Genomic DNA, 24133 nt, shown 5'->3' on the forward strand with positions numbered 1-24133 from the left:
ATACATAAAAAACGGAGACATCGAACATGAAGATCAAGCGACTCAGCGTGGCGCTCACGGCTTGCGCACTCGCGGCCGGCATGGCGGCCGTGGCGGCGGTGGCCTACGCGGCGGAAAACCCGACGATCGTGACCGTGGTGAAAGTGACCGGCATCAGCTGGTTCAATCGCATGGACGAAGGCGTCAAGCAGTTCGGCAAGGACAACCCGAACGTCGCGGTCTACCAGACCGGCCCGGGCCGCGCCGACGCCGCGCAGCAACTGAAGATCATCGACGACCTGATCGCGAAAAAAGTGAGCGCGATTGCCGTCGTGCCCTATGACCCGCCCACGCTCGAACCGGCGCTCAAGAAGGCGATGGATCGCGGCATCAAGGTCGTCACCCACGAGGCCGACAACGAGAAGAACACCATGGTCGACGTCGAGGCGTTCGACAACTCGGCCTATGGCGCGGCGCTCAACGACCGCCTCGCCTCGTGCATGCACGACGACGGCAAGTGGGCGACCATGGTCGGCTCGCTCGGCAGCCGCTCGCAGGTGCAATGGGCCAACGGCGGCATCGACAACGCGAAAAAGAAGTTCCCGAAGATGCAACTGGTCGAGACGAACCTCGAAACCAACAACGACGGCGAGCGCGCCTATGAAGTGGCCAAGGAAGTGCTGCGCAAGCACCCGGACATCAAGGGCTTCCAGGGCTCGTCCTCGCTCGACGTGATCGGCATTGGCCGCGCGGTCGAGGAAGCGGGCTTGCAGGGCAAGATCTGCGTGTACGGCACCGGCCTGCCGACAGAAGCCGGCAAGTACCTCGAAAGCGGCGCGATCAACGGCATTGCGTTCTGGGATCCGAAGCTCGCGGGCCTCGCGATGAACAAGATCGCGAAGATGCTGATCGACGGCAAGACGGTGGAGGACGGCGCGAATCTCGGTCTGCCCGGCTACGAGAAAGTCACGGTATCGAAGGGCCCCGGCAAGGGCGTGATCGTGCGCGGCCAGGGCTGGGTGAGCGTGGACAAGTCGAACTACAAGCAATACAACTTCTGATCGGGAGAACGTGGCGCGCGCAACGGTTTCGAACCGGCGCGCGCTTCATCGCAACGTCACGAAGAGACGACATGGCATCAGAACCGCTATTGCAGGTGCTCGGCGTGCACAAGCGCTTTACCGGCGTGCACGCCCTGCGCGGCGTGACGCTCACGTTCGAGCGCGGGCAGATCTATCACCTGCTCGGCGAAAACGGCTGCGGCAAGAGCACACTCATCAAGATCATTTCGGGTGCGCAGCCGCCCGACGAAGGCGAACTCGTGATCGACGGCGCGCGCCACGTGCGGCTCTCGCCGCTCGAATCGCTGGCGGCGGGCATCGAGACCGTCTATCAGGATCTTTCGCTGCTGCCGAACATGAGCGTGGCGGAGAACGTGGGCCTTACGGCGGAACTGGCCGAGCACGGCGGGCGCCTTGCGCGCACGTTCGACCGCCGCGAACTGGCGCAAACGGCCGCGCGCGCGCTCAAGGCCGTCGGCCTGCCCGGCGACGCCGAGTTCCAGTCCACGCTGATCGAGCAACTGCCGCTCGCCACGCGCCAGCTCGTGGCGATCGCGCGCGCGATTGCGAGCGAGGCGAAGTTCGTCATCATGGACGAGCCCACCACGTCGCTCACGCAAAAGGAAGTGACCAACCTCATCGCCGTGCTCGGCCAGTTGCGCGCGCAGGGCGTGACCGTGCTGTTCGTGAGCCACAAGCTCGACGAATGCTATGCAATAGGCGGTGAGGTGATCGTGCTGCGCGACGGCCAGAAAGTCACGCAAGGCCCGATCACCGACTACACCAAGGCGCAGTTGAGCGAACTGATGACGGGGCGCGAGCTTTCCGTCGAACGCTACCGCAATGCATTGCCCGACGCGCAAGTGTTGCTCGACGTGCGCGGACTCGGCCGCGCCGGGGTGTTCGAGGACGTGTCGTTCGCGCTCCATCGCGGCGAGATCCTCGGCGTGACGGGTCTGCTCGACTCCGGCCGCAACGAACTGGCGCGCGCGCTCGCGGGCGTCGCGCCCGCGGACCAGGGCGAGATCGTGCTGGAGGGCCGCGCGATCAAGCTGGCCACGCCCGGCGACGCGCGCCGCGAGCGCATCGGCTATGTGCCGGAAGACCGCCTCAACGAAGGGCTCTTTCTCGACAAGCCGATTCGCGACAACGTCATCACGGCGATGATCGCGGGCCTGCGCGACCGCTTCGGCCAGATCGACCGCACGCGTGCGCGCGCGCTGGCCGAAGAGACGGTCAAGGAGTTGCAGATCGCGACGCCCAACGTGGACAAAGCGGTGCAGTCGCTTTCGGGCGGCAACCAGCAGCGCGTGCTGATCGGCCGTTGGCTCGCCATCGACCCGCACGTGCTGATCCTGCACGGGCCGACCGTGGGCGTGGACGTCGGCTCGAAAGACATCATCTATCGCATCATGCAGCGGCTCTCGCAGCGCGGCATCGGCATTCTGCTCGTGAGCGACGATCTGCCCGAACTGCTCCAGAACTGCGACCGCGTGCTGATGATGCGCAAAGGGCATCTCGCCGAGGAGCACCGCGCCGAAGGGCTGACCGAGGCGCAGTTGTATCGCGCGCTGCTTGCCGAGGCTGCATGAAATCCGCGTATTCCGCGTAACGTTTGCCGGACCCCGCATGAGCATGAATCAGACAATGAGCACGTCGTCCAATACCGTCGAAGTCGCGCGTCAGCGTGTTGCGCTGAACTGGCGCGCGAAACTCGCGCGCAATCCCGAGTGGTTCACGGCTACGCTGATCGTGATCACCTGCGTGATCGTCGCCTCGATCAACCCGCGTTTCCTCCAGTGGGCCACGCTGTTCGACCTGCTGCACTCGGCCACGACCACCTCGTTGTTCGCGCTCGGCACGCTCGTCGTGCTGGCGTCGGGCGGCATCGACGTGTCGTTTACGGCCATCGGCGCGCTCACCATGTATGCGATCACGAAGGCCGTGTTCGCCTGGTGGCCCGATGCGCCGTTCGCGCTCATCCTGCTCACGGGCGCCTTGGGCGGCGTCTTGCTGGGCGTGATCAACGGCCTGCTCGTGCACCGGCTCCAGGCGCCTTCGCTGATCGTCACGATCGGCACGCAATACCTCTATCGCGGCCTGCTGCTGACGTTCATCGGCACGACGTTCTTCATGAACATCCCGCACAGCATGGATCATTTCGGCCGCATTCCGCTGATCGCCTACAAGACAGCCGACGGGCTCAACGCGGTGTTGCCGGTCTCGGCGCTTGCGCTCGTGGCGGGCGCGCTTCTTACGTGGTGGCTGCTGAACCGCACGATGATGGGGCGCGGCGTGTACGCCATGGGCGGCAGCACCGCGATTGCGGAGCGGCTCGGTTTCAACCTGCGCGCGATCCGGCTTTTCGTGTTCGGTTATACGGGGTTTCTGGCGGGCGTGGCGGGCATACTGCACGTGTCGAACAACCGGCTCGCCAATCCGTTCGACCTCGTGGGTTCGGAACTCGACGTAATCGCGGCGGTGATCCTGGGCGGCGCGCGCATCACGGGCGGCAGCGGTACCGTGGTGGGCACGCTGCTGGGCGTGGCGCTCGTCACGCTCATCAACAACGTGCTGATACTCGTGGGTGTGCCGAGCACCTGGCAGAAGGTGATTGTCGGCGCGTTCATTCTGGTGGCGGGCACGCTGTTCGCGCTGCGCCGGCGCGGCTGAGAACGCGCGTGTGTTCGTTGGCGCGACCGGCCTTCGCGCCGGTTGACCTTATGCGCCTTGCCCGCGCAGCGTCTGGCCTTTCTCGCTGATGATGGAGTGGAAGTCATCCACCTGCGAAAAGCGCCACGCCTTCACAACGCCGAACTTGCTTGCGTCCACAACGAGATGGCTTTCCACGGCGCTGGCCATGGCGGCCTGCTTGAGCGCGACTTCGTGAAAGTTCCAGCACGTTACGCCGCGCTGGGTATCCACGCCGCCCGCTGAAATGAACGCCTTGTTGATGCCCATGCGGCGCAGCGTTTCGAGACTTTCCTCGCCCGAAAACGAGTCCGATGAGGGCACGTACGCGCCGCCCAGCAAAATCATGCGCACGTTGGGCATGCGCCGCAGAATCTCGGCCACGTTGAGTGAATAACACACGGCGGTGATCTGCAACTGCGAAGGGATCAGGCGCGCGAGCGCCGCGAGCGTCGTGCCGCAGTCGATGAACACCGTGTCGTTTTGTGCGATGAGCCGCGCCGCGTGCGCGGAGGCCTGCGCCTTGGCCTGCGCGAAATGGTCCTTTTCGTGTTCGAGCGAGTAACCGGCCGTGTTCGGCACGTCCTGCGCGCTCACGATATAGCCGCCCAGATACGTGAAGCGTTCGGGCGTCGCGGCGATATCGCGCCGCACCGTCATTTCGGAGACGCCAAGCACGCTGGCCGCATCGCGCAGATGCATGACGTTGTGTTTTGCGAGCGCGTCGGCAAGGGCGCGCAGCCGGTCGGTTTTGGCCATGGTGTGGGTTGTCCGGCACGCCGCATGGGTACGATTGCGCGCTTGCCGGGCGTTAGATTTGTTTCGTCTGCGTGATCGAATTATAACAAGCAAGGTGGGGGAGCGTCATGTTTTGCGACTTTCGTGGCTTGCATTTTCGTCGCTTCGGCACAGCGCCGACGCATGAAATTCCGCACCTCATGATCATGCGGTCGAGTTGCGCGTGGCCTTTTCCGAGCATGCGTTTTTCGCATGCTCCGCTCGACAATTAATCGTTTGTCGCGTCCTGATGCCGCACAGATACTGCCCTTTCTCCAGTAGCGGCGGCCACGCCGAACGGGCGGCAATTCATGCGATCAGACCTCAATTTCATCAACGGGCAGTTCGTCGGCGCGCAAGGGCCGCATATTGCCGTCCACAATCCCGCAACCGGCGACGCGATCGGCCAGGTCAGTGCCGCAAGCGTTGCCGACGTCATGCATGCCGTCGAGGCGGCACAAGCCGCACAACGCGCGTGGCGCAAGCTGCCCGCCGCCGCGCGCGGCGCGATCCTCAACCGTTTCGCGGACGTCATCGAAGCGCGCGCGCCGCGCATCGGCGCGGCGCTTGCCGCCGAGTCGGGCAAGAGCGTGGCAGACGCCACCGCCGAAGCGCAGTACGCCGCCGAAATCCTGCGCTACCACGCGCAATGGGCGCGGCGCATTGAAGGCGAAGTCATTCCGAGCGACAGCGAGAACGAAAACCTCATTCTCATGCGCGAGCCGATTGGCGTGGCCGCGTGCCTGATCCCGTTCAACTTTCCCGTCTACACGCTGCTGCGCAAGGTCGCGCCCGCGCTCATCACGGGCAACGCCGTGGTCGTGCGCCCGAGCAACCACACGCCCTGCTCGGCGTTCGAGGTGGCGCAAGCCGCGCAGGAAGCGGGACTTCCCGCGGGCGTCTTCAACGTGCTCGCCATGGACCACGAGACGGCGGCGGCGCTCTGCACGCATCCGGGCGTGGGCATGATCACGCTCACGGGCAGCGTGGCGGCGGGCCGCAAGGTGCTCGACTACTGCAAGGAAAACATCGCAAAGCCCTCGCTGGAACTGGGCGGCAAGACGCCCGCGATCATCGAGGACGACGCCGATCTCGAAGCGGCCGCCACGGCCATCGTGCGCTCGAAGACCACGCATTGCGGCCAGCTTTGCACGGCGATCGAGCGCGTGTATGTGCACACCTCGGTGCATGACCGCTTCGTCGCGCTGCTGCGCGAGAAGATGAGCGCGGTGCGCTTTGGCGACCGCGCCGAAGACGAAACGCGCATGGGCCCGCTCGTGAGCGCGAGCGCCCGCACGGCGATTCACGCGATGGTCGAGCGCGCACTGGCCGAAGGCGCGAAGCTCGAAACGGGCGGCTACCTGCCCGAAGGCAAAGGCCACTTTTATCCGGCCACCTTGCTCACGCATTGCCGCCAGGACATGGAGATCGTGCAGGAAGAGATCTTCGGCCCGGTGCTGCCCGTGCTCGCGTACGAGACGCTCGACGACGCGCTGCGCATGGCCAACGATCACCAGTTCGGTCTGTCGTCGGTGCTTTATACGGAGCGCTACCGCACGACGATGCGCGTCGCCAACGAGATCGAGGCGGGCGAACTCTATGTGAACCGCACGCCCGCCGACCCATACCAGGGCTATCACGCCGGCTGGAAGCGATCGGGTCTCGGTGGCGACGACGGCAAGCACGGCATGCTCGAATTCACGCAAACGCGTCTCGTGGTCATGCCGTTCTGATCATTCGCGATACTGATTAATTGTTGAGGCGGTGCTCGCCACAACGAGCGCCAAAAATGAAGAAAACGCGCCTCGCGTCGGCTTTGGGTCCGCGCGCGGGCGTCAGGAGACAGTCTTGCAGAAGTCCATCGCCAAGCCTGATGCGCCGGCCGGGTTGCCGCGCGTCGAAACCTCATCGCTCACGCCCGCTGCTTCCGGCGCGATGCAGCGCTACATGCAATTGCTGCTGCTCGTGCTGGCCGCGGGCGGCATCTATCCGCTGCTGTATTTGCGGCAGGTGTATCAGACCACGATGCTCGATGTCCTGCACATCGACAACGCGCAACTGGGCTACCTCTATTCGGTGCTCGGCATCGTCTTCTTTCTCTCGTACCTGCCGAGCGGCTGGCTAGCCGATCGACTCGCGCCGCGCCTGTTGATCTGCTTCTCGTTGATCGGAACGGGCGCGCTGGGCCTGTGGTATTCCACCGCGCCCGCGTTCCACTCGCTGCTCGTGATCTTCTGTTGCTGGGGCCTCACCACGGGCCTCACATTCTGGGCCTCGGTGCTCAAGCGCGTGCGCATGATCGCGGCGCCAAATGAGCAAGGCCGCTTCTTCGGTTTGCTCGATGGCGGGCGCGGCCTGGTCGAGGCCTTGCTCGCAACGGTCGCGCTGGCGCTGTTCGCGGCCGCCACCGGATCGGGCCGCGGCGAAGCGGCAGGACTGCGTCACGTGATCTATCTGTATTCGTTCACGTGCATCGCACTCGGCGCGCTGATGAGTTTCTTCAAAGACCCCGCGCCTTCGCAAGCGCAAAGCCAGACCGCCGAAGCGGGCACGGGCGGCTCGCTCTGGCGCGATCTGGCCACGCTCGCTGCGATTCCGCAGCTCTGGCTCATGGCGGCAGTGGTGTTCTGCGGCTATCAGATGTTCTGGGCCACTTATAGCTTCTCCGCGTATCTCCAGCAGGGCGAAATGCATATGAGCGTCGTGGCCGCGGGCATGGTGACCACGGCGAAGCTCTGGATGCGCCCCATCGGCGGCATTGGCGGCGGCTTCCTTGGCGACCGCTTCTCGAACCTGCGCGTGCTGATCTGGGCGCTGTTCCTGGCCGTCGCGGGTCTGATCGGCCTGATTCTGCTGCCCGCGCTGCGCAACATGGCGCTGCTGGGCGCGGTGGTGCTGTTCATCGGCCTCATGACCTACGCGATTCGCGGCCTGTACTGGACGCTGCTCGATTACTGCGCCGTTCCCATGCGCATCACGGGACTTGCGATCGGCCTCGTCTCGCTTATCGGCTACTCGTCGGACATTTTCCTGCCGCTCGTGAACGGCTATATCACCGAGCACTACGCAGGCATGCTCGGCTATCAGCTCTATTTCGCCTATGTGGCCGCCATGGCGCGCTCGGCGGTGTTGCCGCGCTCGTGCTCAAGCGCATGACCCATTCCCACTCTGCCTGAAACCGTTCGAACCATGAAAGTCGTCGCAATAGAAACGCACGTCGTTGCCGTGCCGCCTCCGCACCTGGGCGGCATGTACTGGATCTTCGTCACCCTGAAAACCGATTGCGGGATCGAGGGCGTGGGCGAAATCTACGCCGCCACGTTCCACCCCGACGTGATGGCGCCCGCGATCGAAGACGTGTTCTCGCGCTATCTGCTCAACCACGATCCGCACCATGTGGAGCGCTTGTTCCGCGAGGCGTATTCGAGCGGCTTCACGCAGCGCCCCGACCTCACGATGATGGGCATTGTGAGCGGCCTGGAAATGGCGTGCTGGGACATCATCGGCAAGGCGGCCGGCAAGCCGGTGTACGAGTTGCTGGGCGGCATGGTAAACGAGCGGCTGCGTTCGTACACCTATCTTTATCCGAAGAACGCGCAAGGCGAATACGACTACGACGACCCCGATCTCGCCGCCGAATGCGCGGCGGAGAACGTGAAGCGCGGCTTCACGGCAGTCAAGTTCGACCCGGCGGGGCCGTACACGGCGTATTCGGGCCATCAGCTTTCGCTGGAGGTGCTCGGGCGCTGCGAAACGTTCTGCCGCAAGGTGCGCGAGGCCGTGGGCAACAAGGCCGACCTCCTGTTCGGCACGCATGGCCAGATGGTGCCGTCTTCGGCCATTCGTCTTGCGAAGCGGCTCGAAAAATACGACCCGTTGTGGTTCGAAGAACCCGTGCCGCCTGGCCAGGAAGAGGCCATCGCCAATGTCGCGAAGCACACGTCGATTCCGGTTGCGACCGGCGAGCGCCTCACCACCAAATACGAATTCCACAAGCTGTTGCAGGCAGGTGGCGCTTCGATTCTCCAGATGAACGTCGCGCGCGTAGGCGGCCTGCTCGAAGCGAAAAAGATCGCGGCGCTGGCCGAAGTGCACTACGCGCAGATCGCGCCGCATCTCTACAACGGGCCGGTGGGCGCGGCCGCGAGCATCCAGCTTGCGGCCTGCACGCCGAACTTCCTGATTCAGGAAAGCATCGGCACGTGGGACGGTTTTCACGCGCAGGTGCTCAAGCACCCCATTCAGTGGGAGGACGGTTACATCATTCCGTCGAAGGCGCCGGGCCTGGGTGTCGAACTCGACATGGACGTCGTGCGTGCGCATTCGCCTTACACGGGCAAGCGTCTGCATCTACAGATGGCCAGCCGGCCGGCCGATGTGCGCGACACGTCGCCCGCGCGCGGTTGATGAGCACAAGCAATGAACGGACTCGACTGCGGGAGCATGTCTATGAGCTATGACTACATCATCGTTGGCGCGGGGTCGGCGGGCTGCATTCTGGCGGAGCGGCTATCGGCCTCCGGGCGCCATTCGGTGCTGCTGCTCGAAGCGGGCGGACCCGACGACTCGTTCTGGTTCAAGATCCCCATCGGCTTCGCCAAGCTGTACTACAACAAGCAGTACAACTGGATGTATTACAGCGAGCCGGAGCCGGAACTCGCGGGGCGGCAGATCTATGCGCCGCGCGGCAAGGTGCAGGGCGGCTCGGGCGCGATCAACGCGATGATCTATGTGCGCGGCGCGGCGCGCGACTATGACGACTGGGCGGCGGCGGGTAATCCGGGCTGGTCGTACCAGGAAGTGTTGCCGTATTTCCGCAAGCTCGAATCGCATCCGCTCGGCGACACGCCGTGGCATGGTGCGAGCGGCCCGGTGCGCATCACGCCGATGAAGGACGGCGCGCATCCGGTCTGCCGCACCTTCATTGAAGGCTGCGCCCAGCTTGGCTACGAGCGTAACGACGACTTCAACGGCGCGCGTCTCGAAGGCGTGGGCATCTACGACGTCAATACGCGCCACGGCAAGCGCGATTCGAGCAGCGTGGCCTATTTGCACCGCGCGGGGCATCGCTCGAATCTCACGATCGAGCATCACGCGCGCGCCACGCGCGTGCTGTTCGACGCGAGCCGTCAACGCGCCATTGGCGTGGAGATCGTTCAGCAAGGCGTGAAGCGCACGTTTCATGCGAACCGCGAAGTGATTGTGGCGGCGGGGGCGGTCGATTCGCCCAAGCTGTTGCAGCTTTCCGGCGTGGGTCCGCGCGCGTTGCTTGCGAAGCACGGTATCGACATGGTGCACGAGTTGCCGGCGGTGGGGCAGAACATGCAGGACCATCTGTGCGTGAGCTTCTACTATCGCTCACGCGTAAAGACGCTGAACGACGCGTTCGGCAGCTGGATGGGCAAACTCAAGTTCGGGCTTCAGTATGTGTTCCAGCGCAAGGGGCCGTTCTCGATGAGCGTGAACCAGTCGGGTGGATTCTTCCGCACGAGCGCGCACGAGCCTCACCCGAACATGCAGGTGTACTTCAATCCGCTTTCGTATCGGATTCCTAAGTCAGATCGCGCGCAACTCACGCCGGAGCCGTATTCGGGCTTTCTCGTCTGCTTCAATCCGTGCCGCCCCACGAGCCGGGGCTCGGTGGAGATCGCCTCGGCGAACGTGGAGGACGCACCGAAGATTCGCGGCAACTATCTGTCGACGCAAAAGGACCGCGACGCAGCGATTGCGGGCAGCCGCCTCGTGCGCAAGCTGATGACGGCGCGCGCGTTGCAGGAGATCACCGAAGCCGAGGTCACGCCTGCCGGCGAAGTGACGGACGACGCGAGCATGCTCAAGTTCTTCCGCGAGCAAAGCGGCTCGATCTATCACCTGTGCGGCACCTGCGCGATGGGCCCCGACCCGCGCACGGCAGTGGTGGATGCACGCCTGCGCGTGCACGGCATCGACGGCCTGCGCGTGGTCGACGCTTCAATCTTTCCGAATGTCACGTCGGGCAACACGAACGCGCCGACGATGATGGTCGCGGAAAAAGGGGCGGAAATGATTCTGGAAGACGCCGACCGGACCCTTGTGGCCCAGGCCATCGCGTCGAGCCATCAGCGCGCGGCGGCGATTTCGTCCTGAAGCCACTGCCGGAAAAGCCGCAGCGGCTTCGAAGCCTTCTGCTCGGGCCGCACCACGAACCAGTATGACTGGCGGCCGTCCACGTGCACGTCGCGCACGGGCGCGAGCTGGCCCTGCGCCAGTTCGCGCTCGATCATGTGGCGGTCGGCCATCGTCGCGCCCAGTCCTTCAATCGCCGCGCGAATCGCGTGGTCGAGCAGATCGAATTCGTAGCCGCCCGAGGTATCCACGTCCTCGATGCGCGCGGCGTCGAGCCAGTGCCGCCACGTGAGATAGCGCTGGTTGTCGCCCGCGAGCACATGCAGCAAGGTCTGCTGCGTGAGGTCGACCGGTCCTTGCGCGAGCAGCGCGGGCGCGCACACCGCGATATGCGATTCGTGCATCAGCAGCGAGCTGTCCAGGCCCTCCCATTCGCCGTCGCCAAAGCGGATCGCGCAGTCGAGCGCCGTCGAATCGGCGAGACTGTCCTGGAGCTGCGTGGTGAGGCTCAGTTCGAGCTCGGGATGGCGCGCGTGCAGGCGCGTGAGGCGCGGCACGAGCCAGCGGCTCGCGAAGGTGGGTGGTGCGTTCACGCGCAGGCGGTTGAGGTCGCTCTTTTGCTGGATCGTGCGCACCGTGAGCTCGATGCGGTCGAACGATTGCTGGAGCGTGCGCAGCAGCGCGCGGCCCGCTTCGGTCAGTTCGAGGCGGTGGTGATGGCGCTCCAGCAGCGTTTCGCCGAGCTGTTCTTCGAGTTGGCGCACCTGGCGGCTCACCGCGCTCTGCGTCACGTTCAACTGTTCTGCGGCGCGCGTGAAGCTGCCGCTCGTGCCTGCCGCTTCGAACGCCTTCAGGGCGTTCAGCGCCGGCATCTTTCGCTTCACGATCCTCTCCTTGCGGGTGATGCCATCTCGAAATGGCGCCTCATGCAAACGAGGGAGTATAGCGGCACGCGGGGCCATTCAGGCGCTCCGGGCGCGTGAGAGCGCGGCCAGCCCGAGCGCGACGGTGAGCGCGAACACGTACAGGCCGCCTGCGCCGAGCAGACGCATGAAGAGCGACGCGAGGGTGGGGCCGGCCGCGCCGCCCAGCGAGAAAACCAGCAGCAGCGTCGCGCTCGTCTGGACACGCCGCGCCTGATCGACGCGATCGTTCACGTCGGACACGATCACGCCGTAGAGCGTGAACGTGAGCGCGACATAGACGAAGAGCAGCGTGTCGACGAGGACCGGCGCGCGCACGACGACCAGCGCCGCTGCCGCGCACGCGGAGACGATCGCGACCACGCCGAGCGTGGCGCGCCGCCCGAGGCGGTCGGAGAGCCGCCCCACGGGCCATTGCGAAAGCAGTGCGCCGATCAGCACGACGCCCATGGCGTGCGAGATATCGCTGGCGGGGTAGCCGATGCGTGCGAGATACACCGGCGTGAGCGCATAGAACGCGCTGGAGAGCAGGCCCGCGGCGATGCAGGCGGGCACGCTGCGCGGCGCGACGCGATGCAGTTCGCGCAGGCCGTCGAGCAGGAGCGTGGGGCGCTTGGGCGTGGCGAGCGCGGAAGGCCGCGCCTTGGCGGCCAGCGGCGCGGCATCGACCGATTGCCATTCGCCGATCAACGCCACGGGTATGAGCGCGGCCACGAACAACCCGTTCACCAGCGCGTGCTCGAACATGCCGCCGGGCGTGCCGAGGCCCAGCAGGAATTGCCCAGCGCTCACGCCGAGATAGGTCAGCACGAGATAGAAGGCAAACGCGCGCCCGCGCCGCTCGTTGGGCACGGCGCCATTCACGCCGCTCTCGATCGAGGTGAACACCCCGACCATGCTGAAGCCGGTAATGAGGCGCAGGACGGCCCAGACGTCAGGCGAATCGAACGAGAGATAGCCGAGTGCGGCGAGCGCCGCGAGCGCGCCGAAGCCGATGAAGGCGCGCTGCGGGCCGATGCGCCCGACCATCGGCCCAAGCCCGAGCGCGCCGACGATAAAGCCCACGTAGTAGCACGATTGCACGAGGCCCACGTCGAGCGCGGTGCGCTCGTCGTGGAGCATGCGCAGCGAGATCAGCGTCGTGAGCAGGCTGTTCCCGCAAACGAGGACCGTGTAGCCGCCCAGCAGGCCGATGAGCGCCCGCATGTGCGGCGCTTAGTGCGCGGTCCCGGCGCGGCGCTCGACGAAGCGCCGCACGTAGTCGTCGGCGGGGCGGTGCAGGATGTCGTCGGGCGTGCCGCACTGGATCAGCCGCCCGTCGCGCAGGATCGCGATCTGGTTGCCGATGCGCAAAGCCTCGTCGAGATCGTGCGTGATGAACACGATCGTCTTTTTGAGCGTGGCCTGGAGTTCGAGCAACTGGTCCTGCATTTCCGCGCGGATGAGCGGATCGAGCGCCGAGAACGCTTCGTCCATCAGCAGCACGTCGGTGTTCGCGGCGAGCGCGCGGGCCAGGCCCACGCGCTGGCGCATGCCGCCCGAAAGCTCGTCGGGATAGTGGTCGGCGTAACCCGCGAGCCCGACCTTGCCGAGCCATTCGCGCGCGCTCGCATGCGCGGCGGCCTTGCTCTCGCCGCGCGTGACGAGTGCATACGCGGCGTTGTTGAGCACCGTTTGATGAGGCAGGAGTCCGAAGCTCTGGAACACCATGCCCACGCCGTAACGTCGCAAATCGCGCAGGCCGTTGTCGGAGAGCTTGATGACGTCCTTGCCGTCGATGAGGATCTCGCCCACGGTCGGCTCGATGAGCCGGTTGAAGTGGCGCACGAGCGTGGACTTGCCCGAGCCCGAGAGACCCATGATCACGAAGATCTGGCCCGAGCCGATGGAGAGGCTCACGTCGTTCAGGCCCACGTTGCAGCGCGTTTTTTCGAGAACTTCGGCCTTGCCCGCGCCGCCGCGCAGCAACGCCAGCGCGCGCTGGCTCGCGTCGCGCGCGCCGAAGATCTTGTAGACGTTCTTCACTTCGATGCCGCTCATGATCGTTACCTCATTCCTTGTTCAGGAAGCGCCGGCCCAGCTTGTTATTGTGCCGGTGCTTTTGTCTTCGCGTTCGTTACTTGGCCGGCTGGCTCGTCAGTTCGTTGGCCTTGGCCGCTTCAGCGCCGTCGCCCGCCTGGTCGCGCGCGCGGCGAAACGGCACGCGCGAAGGCTGCTTCGGCTTGCGTGCCAGACCGCGCGTGCGCCGGCCCTGGCCGTAGCCCTGGCTGATGCGGTCGATCACGATCGCGAGAATCACGATGGCGATGCCCGCCTGGGTGCCCTTGCCCACGTCGAGTGTCTGGATGCCCGCGAGCACGTCCTCGCCCAGGCCCCGCGAGCCGATCATCGAAGCGATCACGACCATGGAAAGCGCCATCATCGTGGTCTGGTTGATGCCGGCCATGATGCTCGGGCGCGCCAGCGGCAACTGCACGCCAAAGAGCAACTGCATGCGCGTGGTGCCGAATGCGCGTGCGGCTTCGACGATTTCCCCGTCCACATGGCGAATGCCGAGGTCGGTCAGGCGAATGAGCGGCGGCAGCGCATAGACCACGGTGGCGAGAATGGCGGGCACCTTGCCGAGACCGAACAGCATGAGCACCGGAATGAGGTACACGAAGCTCGGCAGCGTTTGCATGACGTCGAGCACCGGCAGCAAGACGCGGCGCAGCTTGCTGCTCGACGCCGCGAGGATGCCCAGCGGCACGCCGAGCATGACGGAAATGAGCGTGGCCACCACCATCAGCGCGAAGGTCTGCATGAGCTTGTCCCACAGCCCGAAGCAGCCGATCAGCCAGAGCAGCACGACGAACATCAGCGCCACGCCGATGCGCCGCGAGGCATGCCAGCCGAGCAGGCCCACGGCGGCCAGCACGACGACGGGCGGCGTCGCGCGCAGCAGGGCTTCGAGTGGCACCAGCACGTCGCGCAGCAGCAGCACGCTGAAGTTGTGGAAGGCGTCGCCGTAGCGCTGCACGAAGGCGGTCACCTGATCGTTGACCCAGTCGGCAATGGAAAGGTGAAGGAAGGGAGATCCCATGATGAGCCTCATTCTGCGTGTGTCGTGTGATGCGAGCGGCGGTTTCGCTTATTTGCGGCTTAACTGCGGCGCTTGATTGCGTCCCTTGATTGCGTCCCTTAGCTGCGCAGGCCTGCCTGCACGCGCGCCGCGACGTCCGGCGTGACCCATTGCTTCCAGATTTCCGGGTGCTGCTCGAAGAAGGCGCGCGCGACCCGTGCGGCGTCGAGCTTCTTGTCGTGCATCTGCTGCACCAGTTGTTCGTCGAGCGCGAGCGGCAGGCTGACCTTGCTGAAGAACGCGACGGCGTCGGGCGCGGCGTCGTAAAACGGCGTGGAAACCGCGACCTTCAGATGCGAGACCTTGAACGCGGAGGCGCACGGTTCGCCCTTCGGCTCGGCGATGGTGTTCCAGCAGGCGTCCGAGTAGGGCGCGCTCTCCAGTTGCACGAAGCGGTACTTCGCCATCAGCCCGGCGGGCTGCCAGTAGTAGAAGAGGATGGGCTTGCCGCGCTCGTAGGCCGAGGCGATGGCCGCGTCGAGCGCGCCGCCGGTGCCGGGGCGGAAGTTCGTGTAGTCGTCGCCGAGCTTGTAGGCGGTGAGCAGGCGATTGTTGAAGCGCTCGCAGTCCCACCCCGCCGGGCAGTTGTAGAAGCGGCCCTTGCCCGGTTCTTCGTCGTCGGTGAAAAGCGCCTTGTACTGCGGCAGTTGCGCGATGGAGCGCAGTTGCGGCGCGAGGGGCTTGATGCCGCGCTTCGCGTCGCCGTTGATCACGTAGTCGGGCACGTACCAGCCTTCCTTGTCACCGCCCGGAATCAGTTCGCCCACCAGTTTCACGCTGCCGTCCTGCAAACCGCGCGCGACGATCGGGCTGCGGCCCGTCCAGTGTTCGGCCCACACCTGGAGGTCGTTTTTCGTGAGCGCCGTTTCGGTGGCGGCCGTGGCGCCGGGCACGATCTCGGTCTTGCAGCCGTAGCCCTTCTCCAGCACCGTGCGGACCATTTCGGTCATCAGCGCGCCGCTTTCCCAGGTGATTTGCGCGAGCTTCACGGTCTTGCCCGCCTCGCACCAGCCGGTGGCGGCGAAGCTGCTCGTGGCCGCGCAGGTGAGCGCGAGGGCGGCGGCAATGCGCACGCCGGGCAGCGTGATACGTCTCATGTCGTCTCCAGTCTTGTTGATGCGCGGACCGCGCTTTTTTTGAACCGATCCGACCAGAGTCTAGCGGCAGCATTTTGGGTTGCGAAGCAACGAAAACTCATCGATGCATTACCTGTTTTCATGCCACTGTCAGCGCGTGAAAGTGAGCGTCGCGGCGATGACTGCGCGTCATGCCCCCATGAGATTTCATAGCTTTTGGGCGCTTGCCGCGTGTGCTGGAATGCGTCTGGCCTGAATCAAACCCATGACAAAGGAGACGGAGTCAACATGAAAGACCTGCAAGTCTATATCGGTGAAGGTTTCGCGGGACCGGGCGTCAACGCGGCCCACATCAACATCATGATCGGGCCGCGCAACGGCCCTGTCGGGCAAGCGTTTACGAACAGCTTGTCCTCGCCTTCGCAGGGCCACGTGCCGTTCATGGTGGTCGCGCAACCCAACGTGCCGGTCAAGCCCGCCACGCTCTACGTGAACAAGGCCGACATCCGCGGCGACCTGCACGGCAACGCCACGTGGGGCGCTTCGCAGGCGGCCATCGCGAAGGCCGTGACCGAGGCGATGCTCGACGGCACGCTGCCGCCCGAGGCCGAAAACGAATGGTGCATCGTGACGGCGAACTGGGTGAACTGGTCTTGCGACGATCTCGATGCGGTGTACGAGCACAACTACGCGGCCTGCAAAGCGGCCATTCGCGCCGCGATGAACGGGCTCCCGAAGCTCGACGATGTCGCGAAGATCAAAGACCGGATCAGCAACCCGTTCTACACGCCGAAGGCCAAAGCGGCCTGAGCCGCGCAATTCGTTACAGGTGACTACGATGCAATACGTGCAACTTGGCCGCTCGGGCCTGAAGGTGTCGCGCCTGTGCCTCGGCACGATGAACATGGGCACGCCCGACTGGAAGCCGTGGATCTTCAACGAGGAACAGAGCGAGCCAATCGTGCGCCGCGCGCTCGAAGCGGGCGTGAACTTCATCGACCTCGCGGACTTCTATTCGACGGGCGTGGGCGAGGAAGTGGTTGGGCGGCTCGTGCGGCGGCTCGCGAGGCGCGACGAACTGGTGCTCACGACCAAGGTCGGCTATCCGATCGGCAACGGCGTCAACAATCAGGGACATTCGCGCAAGCACATCATGGAGGGCATCGATGGGTCGCTGCGCCGCCTGCAAACCGATTACGTCGACGTCTACATGCTCCACTACTTCGACGTGAACACGCCCGTTGAAGAAACCATGGACGCGCTCAACGACATCGTGCGCTCGGGCAAGGCGCGCTATATCGGCGTTTCGACCATGTTCGCGTGGCAGTTCGCGAAGATCCTCCAGGTCTGCGATCGTCATCATTTCGCACGACCCATCAATATGCAACTGCAACTGAACTGCGCGTATCGCGAGGAAGAGCGCGAGATGGTGCCGTTCTGCCAGGACCAGGGCGTGGGGGTTTCGGTGTTTAGCCCGCTGGCGCGAGGTCTGCTTTCCGGCGACGCCAGATCGGTGCGCAACCAGACCGACTTCTTCACCGTGCAGATGTACGACGACGAAGCGTCGCGCGATATCGCACGCTCGGTGGCCGAGGTCGCGGCCGGGCGCGGCGTGTCGTGCGCGCAGATCGCGCAGGCGTGGGTGCTCGGCCGCGCGGGCGTGAGTTCGATGCTGGTGGGCGCCGATACGGTCGCCCAGTTCGAAAGCGCGCTCGCCGCGCTCGACACGCCACTGAGCGCCGACGAGCTTTACGAGCTCGACCGCAATTACACGCCGTGCGACGTCATCAACGACTACGTGAGCGCGCGCATTCCGCGCGTGCCGCGCGCGGCGCGCCGTCTGGAGATTGCGGCATGATCGAGGGACTCAGCCAGACGCGCTTGTGGCGCACGTCGAATTTCATCGACGGCGAATGGGTGGCGAGCGACGCGACCTACGCGGTCATCGACCCGGCCAGTGGCGCGCCGCTCGCGCAAGTTGCGCGCGCCGGCGCACGCGAGGCGCTGCAAGCGGTGGCGGCGGCCTCGCATGCGTTCCCCGCGTGGCGTGACGCCACGGCGGGCGAACGCGGCGCGAAGGTGCGCCGCTGGGGCGAACTGATGCTCGCGCACCGCGAAGACCTGGCGCGCATCATGACGGCCGAGCAGGGCAAGCCCTACGCGGAAGCGCTGGGTGAGGTGGCCTATGCGGCGAGCTTCCTCACCTGGTTCGCGGAAGAAGCGCGGCGCGCTTACGGCGACGTGATTCCCGCGCCGAAGCCGGGCGCGCGCATCGTCGTGACGAAGGAGCCCGTGGGCGTGGTGGGGGCGATTACGCCGTGGAATTTTCCGCTCGCCATGGTCACGCGCAAGGCGGGCCCCGCGCTCGCGGCCGGTTGCACGATGGTGCTCAAGCCTTCGGAAGAGACGCCGCTGTCGGCGTTCGCGCTGGCCGAACTGGCGGCCGAGGCGGGCATTCCGCGCGGCGTGTTCAACGTCGTCTCGGGCGACGCGCCCGCGATCGGCGACACGCTCATGGCCGCCAGGGCCGTGCGCAAGATCTCGTTTACGGGGTCCACGCGCGTGGGCAAGCTGCTCATGCGCGCCGCCGCGGACACCGTGAAGAAGGTCTCGCTCGAACTGGGCGGCAACGCGCCCTTCATCGTGTTCGACGACGCCGATCTGGACGCCGCCGTGCAAGGCGCGATGGCCTCGAAATTCCGCAATACGGGACAGACCTGTGTGTGCGTGAACCGCTTCTACGTGCAGGCCGGCGTGCACGACGCGTTTGTCGACAAGCTCGTGGCGGCGGTGCGCGCGCTGCGCGTGGCGAGCGGCATGGAGCCGGGCGCCACGCAAGGGCCGCTCATCAACGGCGCGGCGCTGCGCAAGGTCGAGGCGCACGTGAGCGACGCGCGCGAGAAGGGCGGCACGGTCGTGTGCGGCGGCCGCGCGCACGCGCTGGGCGGCACGTTCTACGAGCCCACCGTCATCACGGGCGCGCATGGCGGCATGATGCTCGCGCACGAGGAAACGTTCGGGCCTGTCGCGGCGGTGTTCCGCTTCGAGACCGAGGAAGAAGCGCTCCATGCGGCCAACGATACCGACTTCGGCCTGTCCGCCTACTTCTACGCGCGCGACATCGGCCGCGTGTGGCGCGTGGCGGGCGCGCTGGAAAGCGGCATGGTGGGCATCAACGACGGCATTCTGTCGACCGAAGTCGCGCCGTTTGGCGGCGTGAAGGAGTCGGGGCTGGGGCGCGAGGGCTCGAAGTACGGGCTCGACGAATATCTCGAGGCGAAGTACATGATGATGGGCGGGCTTGGCTGATTGCCGGGCCGTCTTTCAGGCTTTTCCACGCTTGCCCAGGTTTTGGCGAAGGCCGCCGCGCGAAGGCGCGGCGGCTTTTTTTGGGGGTTCATGCAGGGGCGGCGCAGCCGCAAACCGGCGATGGGCGGGCGTGGGCGGGCTATCGAAAAAAGGGCGGCAACCTGGTGATAATCGGGTGACAGCTCGATAAGGCAAGAAACCGCTTGACGCGGCGGCAGCTACGGCGTACTGTGGCTAGCTAAAATCTGTAAAATGCTTGATTGATCATCATCCGGGTCGCCATCAGCGGCTCTCGTTGACCTCTCCGTTTTTTGATTTTTTATTCGCCCTTTTTTCGGGGCGTATGTGTTTATTCGTCTGTTCAAGGAATATCTAGTGGAAACCGGTACCGTCAAGTGGTTCAACGATAGCAAGGGCTTTGGCTTCATCACCCCGGACAAGGGCGGCGACGACCTGTTCGCGCACTTCTCGGAAGTCCGTGGCACGGGCTTCAAGACCCTGGCTGAAGGCCAGAAGGTCACGTACGAAACGAAGCGCGGCCCCAAGGGCCTCCAGGCTTCGAACATCACGCCGCAATAACGCTGTCTGATGTCCTCCGCCCCGTTGTCGGGGCGGCGCGAGTCTCTCGCTTTGGCGTGGCGGCTGTCTGCCACGCCTGCCAATTCTCTTTTCTTGCATTCCTGTTCTCGCCGCATCCGCAAGCTCGCGGTGTGGTGTCCTCGGCTCACCAGGTTGCGACGCTCCATGCGTTGCCGATACCCAGCCCAGGTTCGTACAGATTCCGCTTTCGGCGTACCCGCAACATGCGCCGGGCAACGCTCTACCACACCTACGCGTGCAAGTGCTGCACTGAACGGCGGTATGCGCCGGCGCCTTGCATTGACGCGACATTAAGCCCTCTGGAGGCACTAACTTGGCAAAAGAAGAACTGCTGGAACTGGACGGGGTCGTTGACGAAGTGCTGCCGGACAGCAAATACCGCGTCACGCTGGAGAACGGCGTGGTCGTGAACGCCTACGCGTCGGGCCGCATGCGCAAGAATCACATCCGTATTCTTGCCGGCGACCGTGTCACGCTGGAACTGTCGGTCTACGATCTGTCGAAAGGCCGGATCAACTTCCGTCACAAGGACGAGCGCGCGCCCGGCGTGCAGCCGCGTCCCGCCATGCGCCGCCGTTAAGCGCGTCGCCGTCCCGGCCTGAGCGCGCGTGAGTGTGCCTGGGCACGCCTGAGTTTGCCTGAATTTGCGCGCCGGTACGGCGTGCGGCGCGGCAGGACGGCACCTTCTCTCTCTCCCGAGATTTCCGCCGCTCAAGGCGTTGCGCGAGGCGGTGTGCCGTGCCGCGCAAGAAACCGGTCGAGCTGGCTGGCAAACGCCTTGCTGTCGCGCGCGCTGAACGGCGCCGGGCCACCCGTTTCGATACCCGCGTTGCGCAGTTGGTCCATGACGTCGCGCATCGTCAGCCGCTCCTGGATATTCTCGCGCGTGAACCAGTTTCCGCGCGGATCGAGCGCATGAGCGCCCCGCTCCAGCACCGCGGCGGCGAGCGGGATGTCCGCCGTGATCACCAGGTCGCCCGATGCGGCGAGCTCGACGATGCGGGCGTCGGCCACGTCGAAACCCGCCGGCACCTGGATTGCCTTGATAAAGGGCGACGGCGGCGTGCGCAGAAACTGGTTGGCGACCAGCGTGACCGTGACTTCGGCGCGCCGCGCGGCCCGGAACAACATGTCCTTGATGACGGCCGGGCAGGCGTCAGCGTCGACCAGTATTTGCATGAAGGCGATTCCCCTACGTTAAACGGCGATCATATAGCAAGGCGGCCGGCCGCTTGCCACCGCCGCCTGCAAGCACGCGAGCGCCGCGCGCTGCGATCCGGCCGCCGCCGCCGGCTCAAGTCTGGCCCCGATCTGCCGTAATAGAAGGCTTCGGAATATTCTCGATGCATCGTGACACACCCCGGGAACCAGCCTGTAGCGGACCTTGCTGCGCTAATCGAAACCGTCCAGCGTAACGAGCGCGCGTTGAAGAGCTTCCAGGACGTGGAGCTGCGTCTGATCGCGGCGCACGACTGGAGCGCGTTTCTCGAAGGGGTGTTCGTCTACCTGCCCGAGGTGTTCGGCCTCGCTTCGGTCAGCGTCTGGCTCGACCGGCGCACACCGCTCCTGCGCGACCTGCTCGAAGCCGAATGCGCCCGCGCCGACCTCGAAGCGCATCTGAAAACCGGGATGCAGGGCGGCCTCGCGCTGTCCCACCTGTGCGCGGACAACCTGCCGTGGCTGGGCCGCGTGAGCGAGCTGGAGCCGGCCGTGAGCGAGACCTTTTTCGGGGCGCAGGCCGCGGCCGGGAGTGCCATCGTGCTCCCGCTTCTCACCCGTACCCAGGTGCTCGGCTATCTGTGCCTGGCCAGCGACGACCCCGCCCGCTTCGACGCCACCATGGCGACCGATCTGCTCATGCGCTTCACGCGCGTGGCGGCGGCGAGCCTCGACAACGTCGCGCACCGCGAGCATCTGCGCCGCACCGGCGTGACGGACCCGCTCACGGGCCTGTCGAACCGCCGCTATTTCGACGAGCGCCTGCATCACGAAATCCGGCGCGCGAGCTCGCACGCGGCACCCATGTCGTGCCTGTTCATCGACATCGACCATTTCAAGCTGATCAACGACACCCACGGCCACGCGCTCGGCGACCTCGCGCTGGGCGCCATCGGCACCTGCCTGAAGCAGCACGTGCGCGTGGGCGACACCGTTTCGCGCTACGGCGGCGAAGAGTTCGTCGCGCTCCTGCTGTGCGAGTTGCCCGATGCGCTGGCCGTGGCCGAGCGGATCCGCCGCGCGGTCGAGGCCATCGAACTGCTCGACGACGAGGGCGAGCGCATCGCGCTGAGCGTGTCGATCGGGGTGGCGCCGTATCGCGTGAGCGCGCCAACCCACGGACAAACAGACGCGCCCGAAGCCGCCGAAGCGAGCCCCGAGGCCGCCGCGCGCTCGCTGCTCGACGAGGCCGATCAGGCGATGTATCAGGCCAAGCACCAGGGGCGCAATCGCGTGTCCCTGCTCGCCGCGCGCCAGTGAGCCGCTAGCGCGGCGGCACGATAAAGTGCCGCCAAAACAGCGACTTGCGGCCGCGCGCCGACACCGAATCCCGAAAACCGGCACTATTTGCGGTAGCAGTGGTTTCCATGGCCCGTTCGCGAGGCGTAGCGGAATCATGTCTACCGACCTTTTGATGACCGTTGCGTGCCTCGCCAGCGCGATCGCGATGTTCCTGATCGGCCGGCCCCGCGCGGACGCGGTGGCGCTCATCATGATCGTCGCGCTGCCGCTCACGGGCGTCGTGAGCGTGAACGAAGCGCTGGCGGGTTTCGCGGACCCGAACATCGTGCTCATCGCCGCGCTGTTCGTGCTCGGCGACGGCCTCGCGCGCACGGGCGTCGCCCAGCGCGTGGGCGACTACCTCATCGAGCGCGGCGGCTCGAACGAGCGCCGGCTCGTGATGCTGATCATGGCCATCGTCGCCATGATGGGCGCGGTGATGAGTTCGACCGCCGTGGTCGCGATCTTCATCCCCATCGTGATTCGCATCGCGCGCCAGTCGGGCGTCTCGCGCGGCCGGCTCCTCATGCCGGTGAGCATGGCGGCGCTCACGAGCGGCATGCTCACGCTCGTCGCGACGACGCCCAATCTCGTCGTCAACAGTGCGCTGGCCTATCGCGGCTACGCCGGCTTCGGCTTTTTCGCCATCACGCCCGTGGGCGCGCCGATTCTCGCCGCGATCATCGCTTATATGCTGTTCGCGCGGCGCTTCCTGAACGGCGCGCGGCTGGACGACGCGGCCAAACGGCCTTCCGTGAACGACTGGGTGGCGCGCTATTCGCTCGAAGGCCGCGCGTTTCGCCTGTGCGTCGGGGCGGCCTCGCCGCTCGTGGGGCAGACGCTCGGGCGCTGCGGGCTGGACGACGATCCCGTTGCGCACGTCGTGGCGATCGAGCGGGCCGCGCGCATGGGCACGACGGTGCTGCTCGCCACGGCCGACAGCAGCATTGCGCCCGGCGACGTGCTGCTGCTCGACGTGGACGCCGCCGGCTTCGACGTGCAGGCCTTTTGCGAGCGCAACGCGCTGGTGGAGCGTCGCATGTCGGGCGCATACTTCACCGACCAGACCCACGACGTGGGCATGGCGGAGGTGATCGTGCCGCCCGATTCGTCGCTCGTGGGCAACCTCGCGCGCAGCTCCGCCACGCTCGCGCGTCACGGCGTCACGGTCGTCGGGCTGCGCCGTGCCGAGGCCGCGCACGTGAGCGACCTGCAAACCACGCGCCTGAAAGTCGGCGACACGCTGCTGGTGGTGGGGCCGTGGATCGATATCTTTTCGATGCAGTCGGTCGAGCACGACATCGTGTGTCTCGCCATGCCGGTTGAAAGCGAGGCCTACGTGCCCGTGCCGCACAAGTCGCTGCACGCGCTCGGCAGCATGGCGCTCGTGATCGCGCTGATGCTCGCGCCCGGCGTGCCGAACGTGCTCGCGGGCCTGATCGGCTGCCTGCTCATGGGTGTGCTGGGGTGCGTGAGCCTCGACAGCGGCTACCGCGCGATTCACTGGCGCAGTCTCGTGCTGATCGTCGGCATGCTGCCGTTCTCGATCGCGCTGCAACGCACGGGCGGCATCGACATCGCCGCCGACGCCGTGCTGCGCGTGGCGGGCGACTGGGGTGCGCATGGCTTGCTCGGCGCCGTGTTCCTGCTCACGCTCGTGGTGGGCACCGTGATTTCGGGCACGGCCACGGCGGTGCTGATGGCGCCCGTGGTCATTGCGATGGCGGGGCACCTGCATGCGTCGCCGTATCCGTTTGCGATGACGACGGCTGTCGCCGCCTCGGCGGCCTATATGTCGCCGGTGTCGAATCCGGTGAACGCGCTCGTGAGCACCGCGGGCGGCTATCGGGTCCGCGAGTTTTTTCTCGTCGGCATGCCGGCGGCCCTGGGGGCGCTCATCATCACCGTAGTGGTCGTACCGCTGTTCTGGCCGCCGTACCCGCGCTAGCGCGCGGCATGGCGGGTCCACCGTTCGCGAGGCATTGACCGGAC

The 24133-nt window shown here is 65.7% G+C and carries 21 protein-coding genes; 14 read left to right on the forward strand and 7 right to left on the reverse strand.

Features of this window, described 5'->3' with window-relative positions:
* The first annotated feature begins 26 nt into the window (after positions 1-26).
* From C7402_RS30400 to C7402_RS30410, 3 genes are all read left to right on the forward strand, one after another.
* The gene (locus C7402_RS30400; protein ID WP_112173590.1) at positions 27-1040 is read left to right on the forward strand and encodes an autoinducer 2 ABC transporter substrate-binding protein; all 1014 of its coding nucleotides are present in this window, start codon (positions 27-29) and stop codon (positions 1038-1040) included.
* A gap of 71 nt (positions 1041-1111) precedes the next feature.
* Entirely contained in the window at positions 1112-2632 is a 1521-nt protein-coding gene (locus C7402_RS30405) for a sugar ABC transporter ATP-binding protein (protein ID WP_116613264.1), read from the forward strand.
* Between the two features lie 37 nt (positions 2633-2669).
* Complete coding sequence (locus tag C7402_RS30410) at positions 2670-3713, forward strand: ABC transporter permease (protein WP_116613265.1); 1044 nt, start codon at positions 2670-2672, stop codon at positions 3711-3713.
* 48 nt (positions 3714-3761) lie between these two features.
* Here the strand turns inward: C7402_RS30410 and C7402_RS30415 are convergent, their stop codons facing one another.
* Positions 3762-4490, reverse strand: a complete 729-nt coding sequence (locus tag C7402_RS30415; protein WP_116613266.1) for a DeoR family transcriptional regulator — start codon at positions 4488-4490, stop codon at positions 3762-3764.
* 329 nt (positions 4491-4819) lie between these two features.
* On the opposite strand from C7402_RS30415, the gene aldA reads away from it, so the two are divergent.
* From aldA to C7402_RS30435, 4 genes are all read left to right on the forward strand, one after another.
* Positions 4820-6241: an aldehyde dehydrogenase gene (gene aldA / locus C7402_RS30420; RefSeq protein ID WP_116613267.1), complete on the forward strand. Its 1422-nt coding sequence runs from the start codon at positions 4820-4822 to the stop codon at positions 6239-6241.
* 115 nt (positions 6242-6356) lie between these two features.
* Positions 6357-7664, forward strand: coding sequence for an MFS transporter (locus C7402_RS30425; protein ID WP_244314975.1), 1308 nt, complete (start codon positions 6357-6359; stop codon positions 7662-7664).
* Between the two features lie 33 nt (positions 7665-7697).
* Positions 7698-8915 (forward strand): mandelate racemase/muconate lactonizing enzyme family protein, encoded by a 1218-nt coding sequence (locus C7402_RS30430; RefSeq protein ID WP_116613268.1) that lies wholly within the window; start codon positions 7698-7700, stop codon positions 8913-8915.
* A gap of 42 nt (positions 8916-8957) precedes the next feature.
* Entirely contained in the window at positions 8958-10634 is a 1677-nt protein-coding gene (locus C7402_RS30435; RefSeq protein ID WP_116613269.1) for a GMC family oxidoreductase, read from the forward strand.
* Here the strand turns inward: C7402_RS30435 and C7402_RS30440 are convergent.
* The 5 genes from C7402_RS30440 to C7402_RS30460 all read right to left on the reverse strand — a co-directional run bounded on the left by C7402_RS30440 (position 10607) and on the right by C7402_RS30460 (position 15754).
* On the reverse strand, positions 10607-11485 hold the full coding sequence (locus tag C7402_RS30440) for a LysR substrate-binding domain-containing protein (RefSeq protein WP_116613270.1): 879 nt from the start codon (positions 11483-11485) through the stop codon (positions 10607-10609). The genes C7402_RS30435 and C7402_RS30440 overlap by 28 nt on opposite strands.
* Positions 11486-11575: 90 nt before the next feature.
* The gene (locus C7402_RS30445) at positions 11576-12742 is read right to left on the reverse strand and encodes an MFS transporter (RefSeq protein ID WP_116613271.1); all 1167 of its coding nucleotides are present in this window, start codon (positions 12740-12742) and stop codon (positions 11576-11578) included.
* Positions 12743-12751: 9 nt separating this feature from the next.
* The gene (locus tag C7402_RS30450) at positions 12752-13576 is read right to left on the reverse strand and encodes a quaternary amine ABC transporter ATP-binding protein (RefSeq protein ID WP_116613272.1); all 825 of its coding nucleotides are present in this window, start codon (positions 13574-13576) and stop codon (positions 12752-12754) included.
* A 76-nt stretch (positions 13577-13652) separates the two neighbouring features.
* A complete protein-coding gene (locus tag C7402_RS30455) occupies positions 13653-14618 on the reverse strand; it encodes an ABC transporter permease (protein WP_116613273.1) in 966 nt (321 codons plus the stop codon).
* A gap of 98 nt (positions 14619-14716) precedes the next feature.
* Positions 14717-15754, reverse strand: a complete 1038-nt coding sequence (locus C7402_RS30460; RefSeq protein WP_116613274.1) for an ABC transporter substrate-binding protein — start codon at positions 15752-15754, stop codon at positions 14717-14719.
* A gap of 267 nt (positions 15755-16021) precedes the next feature.
* On the opposite strand from C7402_RS30460, the gene fae reads away from it, so the two are divergent.
* From fae to infA, 5 genes are all read left to right on the forward strand, one after another.
* On the forward strand, positions 16022-16543 hold the full coding sequence (fae, locus tag C7402_RS30465; RefSeq protein ID WP_116613275.1) for a formaldehyde-activating enzyme: 522 nt from the start codon (positions 16022-16024) through the stop codon (positions 16541-16543).
* Positions 16544-16571: 28 nt separating this feature from the next.
* Entirely contained in the window at positions 16572-17591 is a 1020-nt protein-coding gene (locus C7402_RS30470) for an aldo/keto reductase (protein WP_116613276.1), read from the forward strand.
* Complete coding sequence (locus tag C7402_RS30475) at positions 17588-19042, forward strand: NAD-dependent succinate-semialdehyde dehydrogenase (RefSeq protein WP_116613277.1); 1455 nt, start codon at positions 17588-17590, stop codon at positions 19040-19042. Before C7402_RS30470 ends, C7402_RS30475 begins: the two co-directional genes overlap by 4 nt.
* A 375-nt stretch (positions 19043-19417) precedes the next feature.
* Positions 19418-19621: a cold-shock protein gene (locus C7402_RS30480; protein WP_112173605.1), complete on the forward strand. Its 204-nt coding sequence runs from the start codon at positions 19418-19420 to the stop codon at positions 19619-19621.
* A gap of 334 nt (positions 19622-19955) precedes the next feature.
* Positions 19956-20222, forward strand: coding sequence for a translation initiation factor IF-1 (gene infA, locus C7402_RS30485; protein ID WP_112173606.1), 267 nt, complete (start codon positions 19956-19958; stop codon positions 20220-20222).
* 131 nt (positions 20223-20353) lie between these two features.
* Here infA and C7402_RS30490 read toward each other — a convergent pair whose 3' ends face one another.
* A complete protein-coding gene (locus C7402_RS30490) occupies positions 20354-20821 on the reverse strand; it encodes a YaiI/YqxD family protein (RefSeq protein ID WP_112173607.1) in 468 nt (155 codons plus the stop codon).
* 246 nt (positions 20822-21067) lie between these two features.
* Here C7402_RS30490 and C7402_RS30495 point away from each other — a divergent pair, with 246 nt between their 5' ends.
* Positions 21068-22120, forward strand: coding sequence for a sensor domain-containing diguanylate cyclase (locus C7402_RS30495; RefSeq protein ID WP_224040873.1), 1053 nt, complete (start codon positions 21068-21070; stop codon positions 22118-22120).
* A 136-nt stretch (positions 22121-22256) separates the two neighbouring features.
* Entirely contained in the window at positions 22257-24089 is a 1833-nt protein-coding gene (locus C7402_RS30500; RefSeq protein WP_116613279.1) for an SLC13 family permease, read from the forward strand.
* The last annotated feature ends 44 nt before the right edge of the window (positions 24090-24133 follow it).

The sequence above is a fragment of the Paraburkholderia unamae genome (genome assembly GCF_003096875.1).
Taxonomy (GTDB): Bacteria; Pseudomonadota; Gammaproteobacteria; order Burkholderiales; family Burkholderiaceae; genus Paraburkholderia; species Paraburkholderia unamae.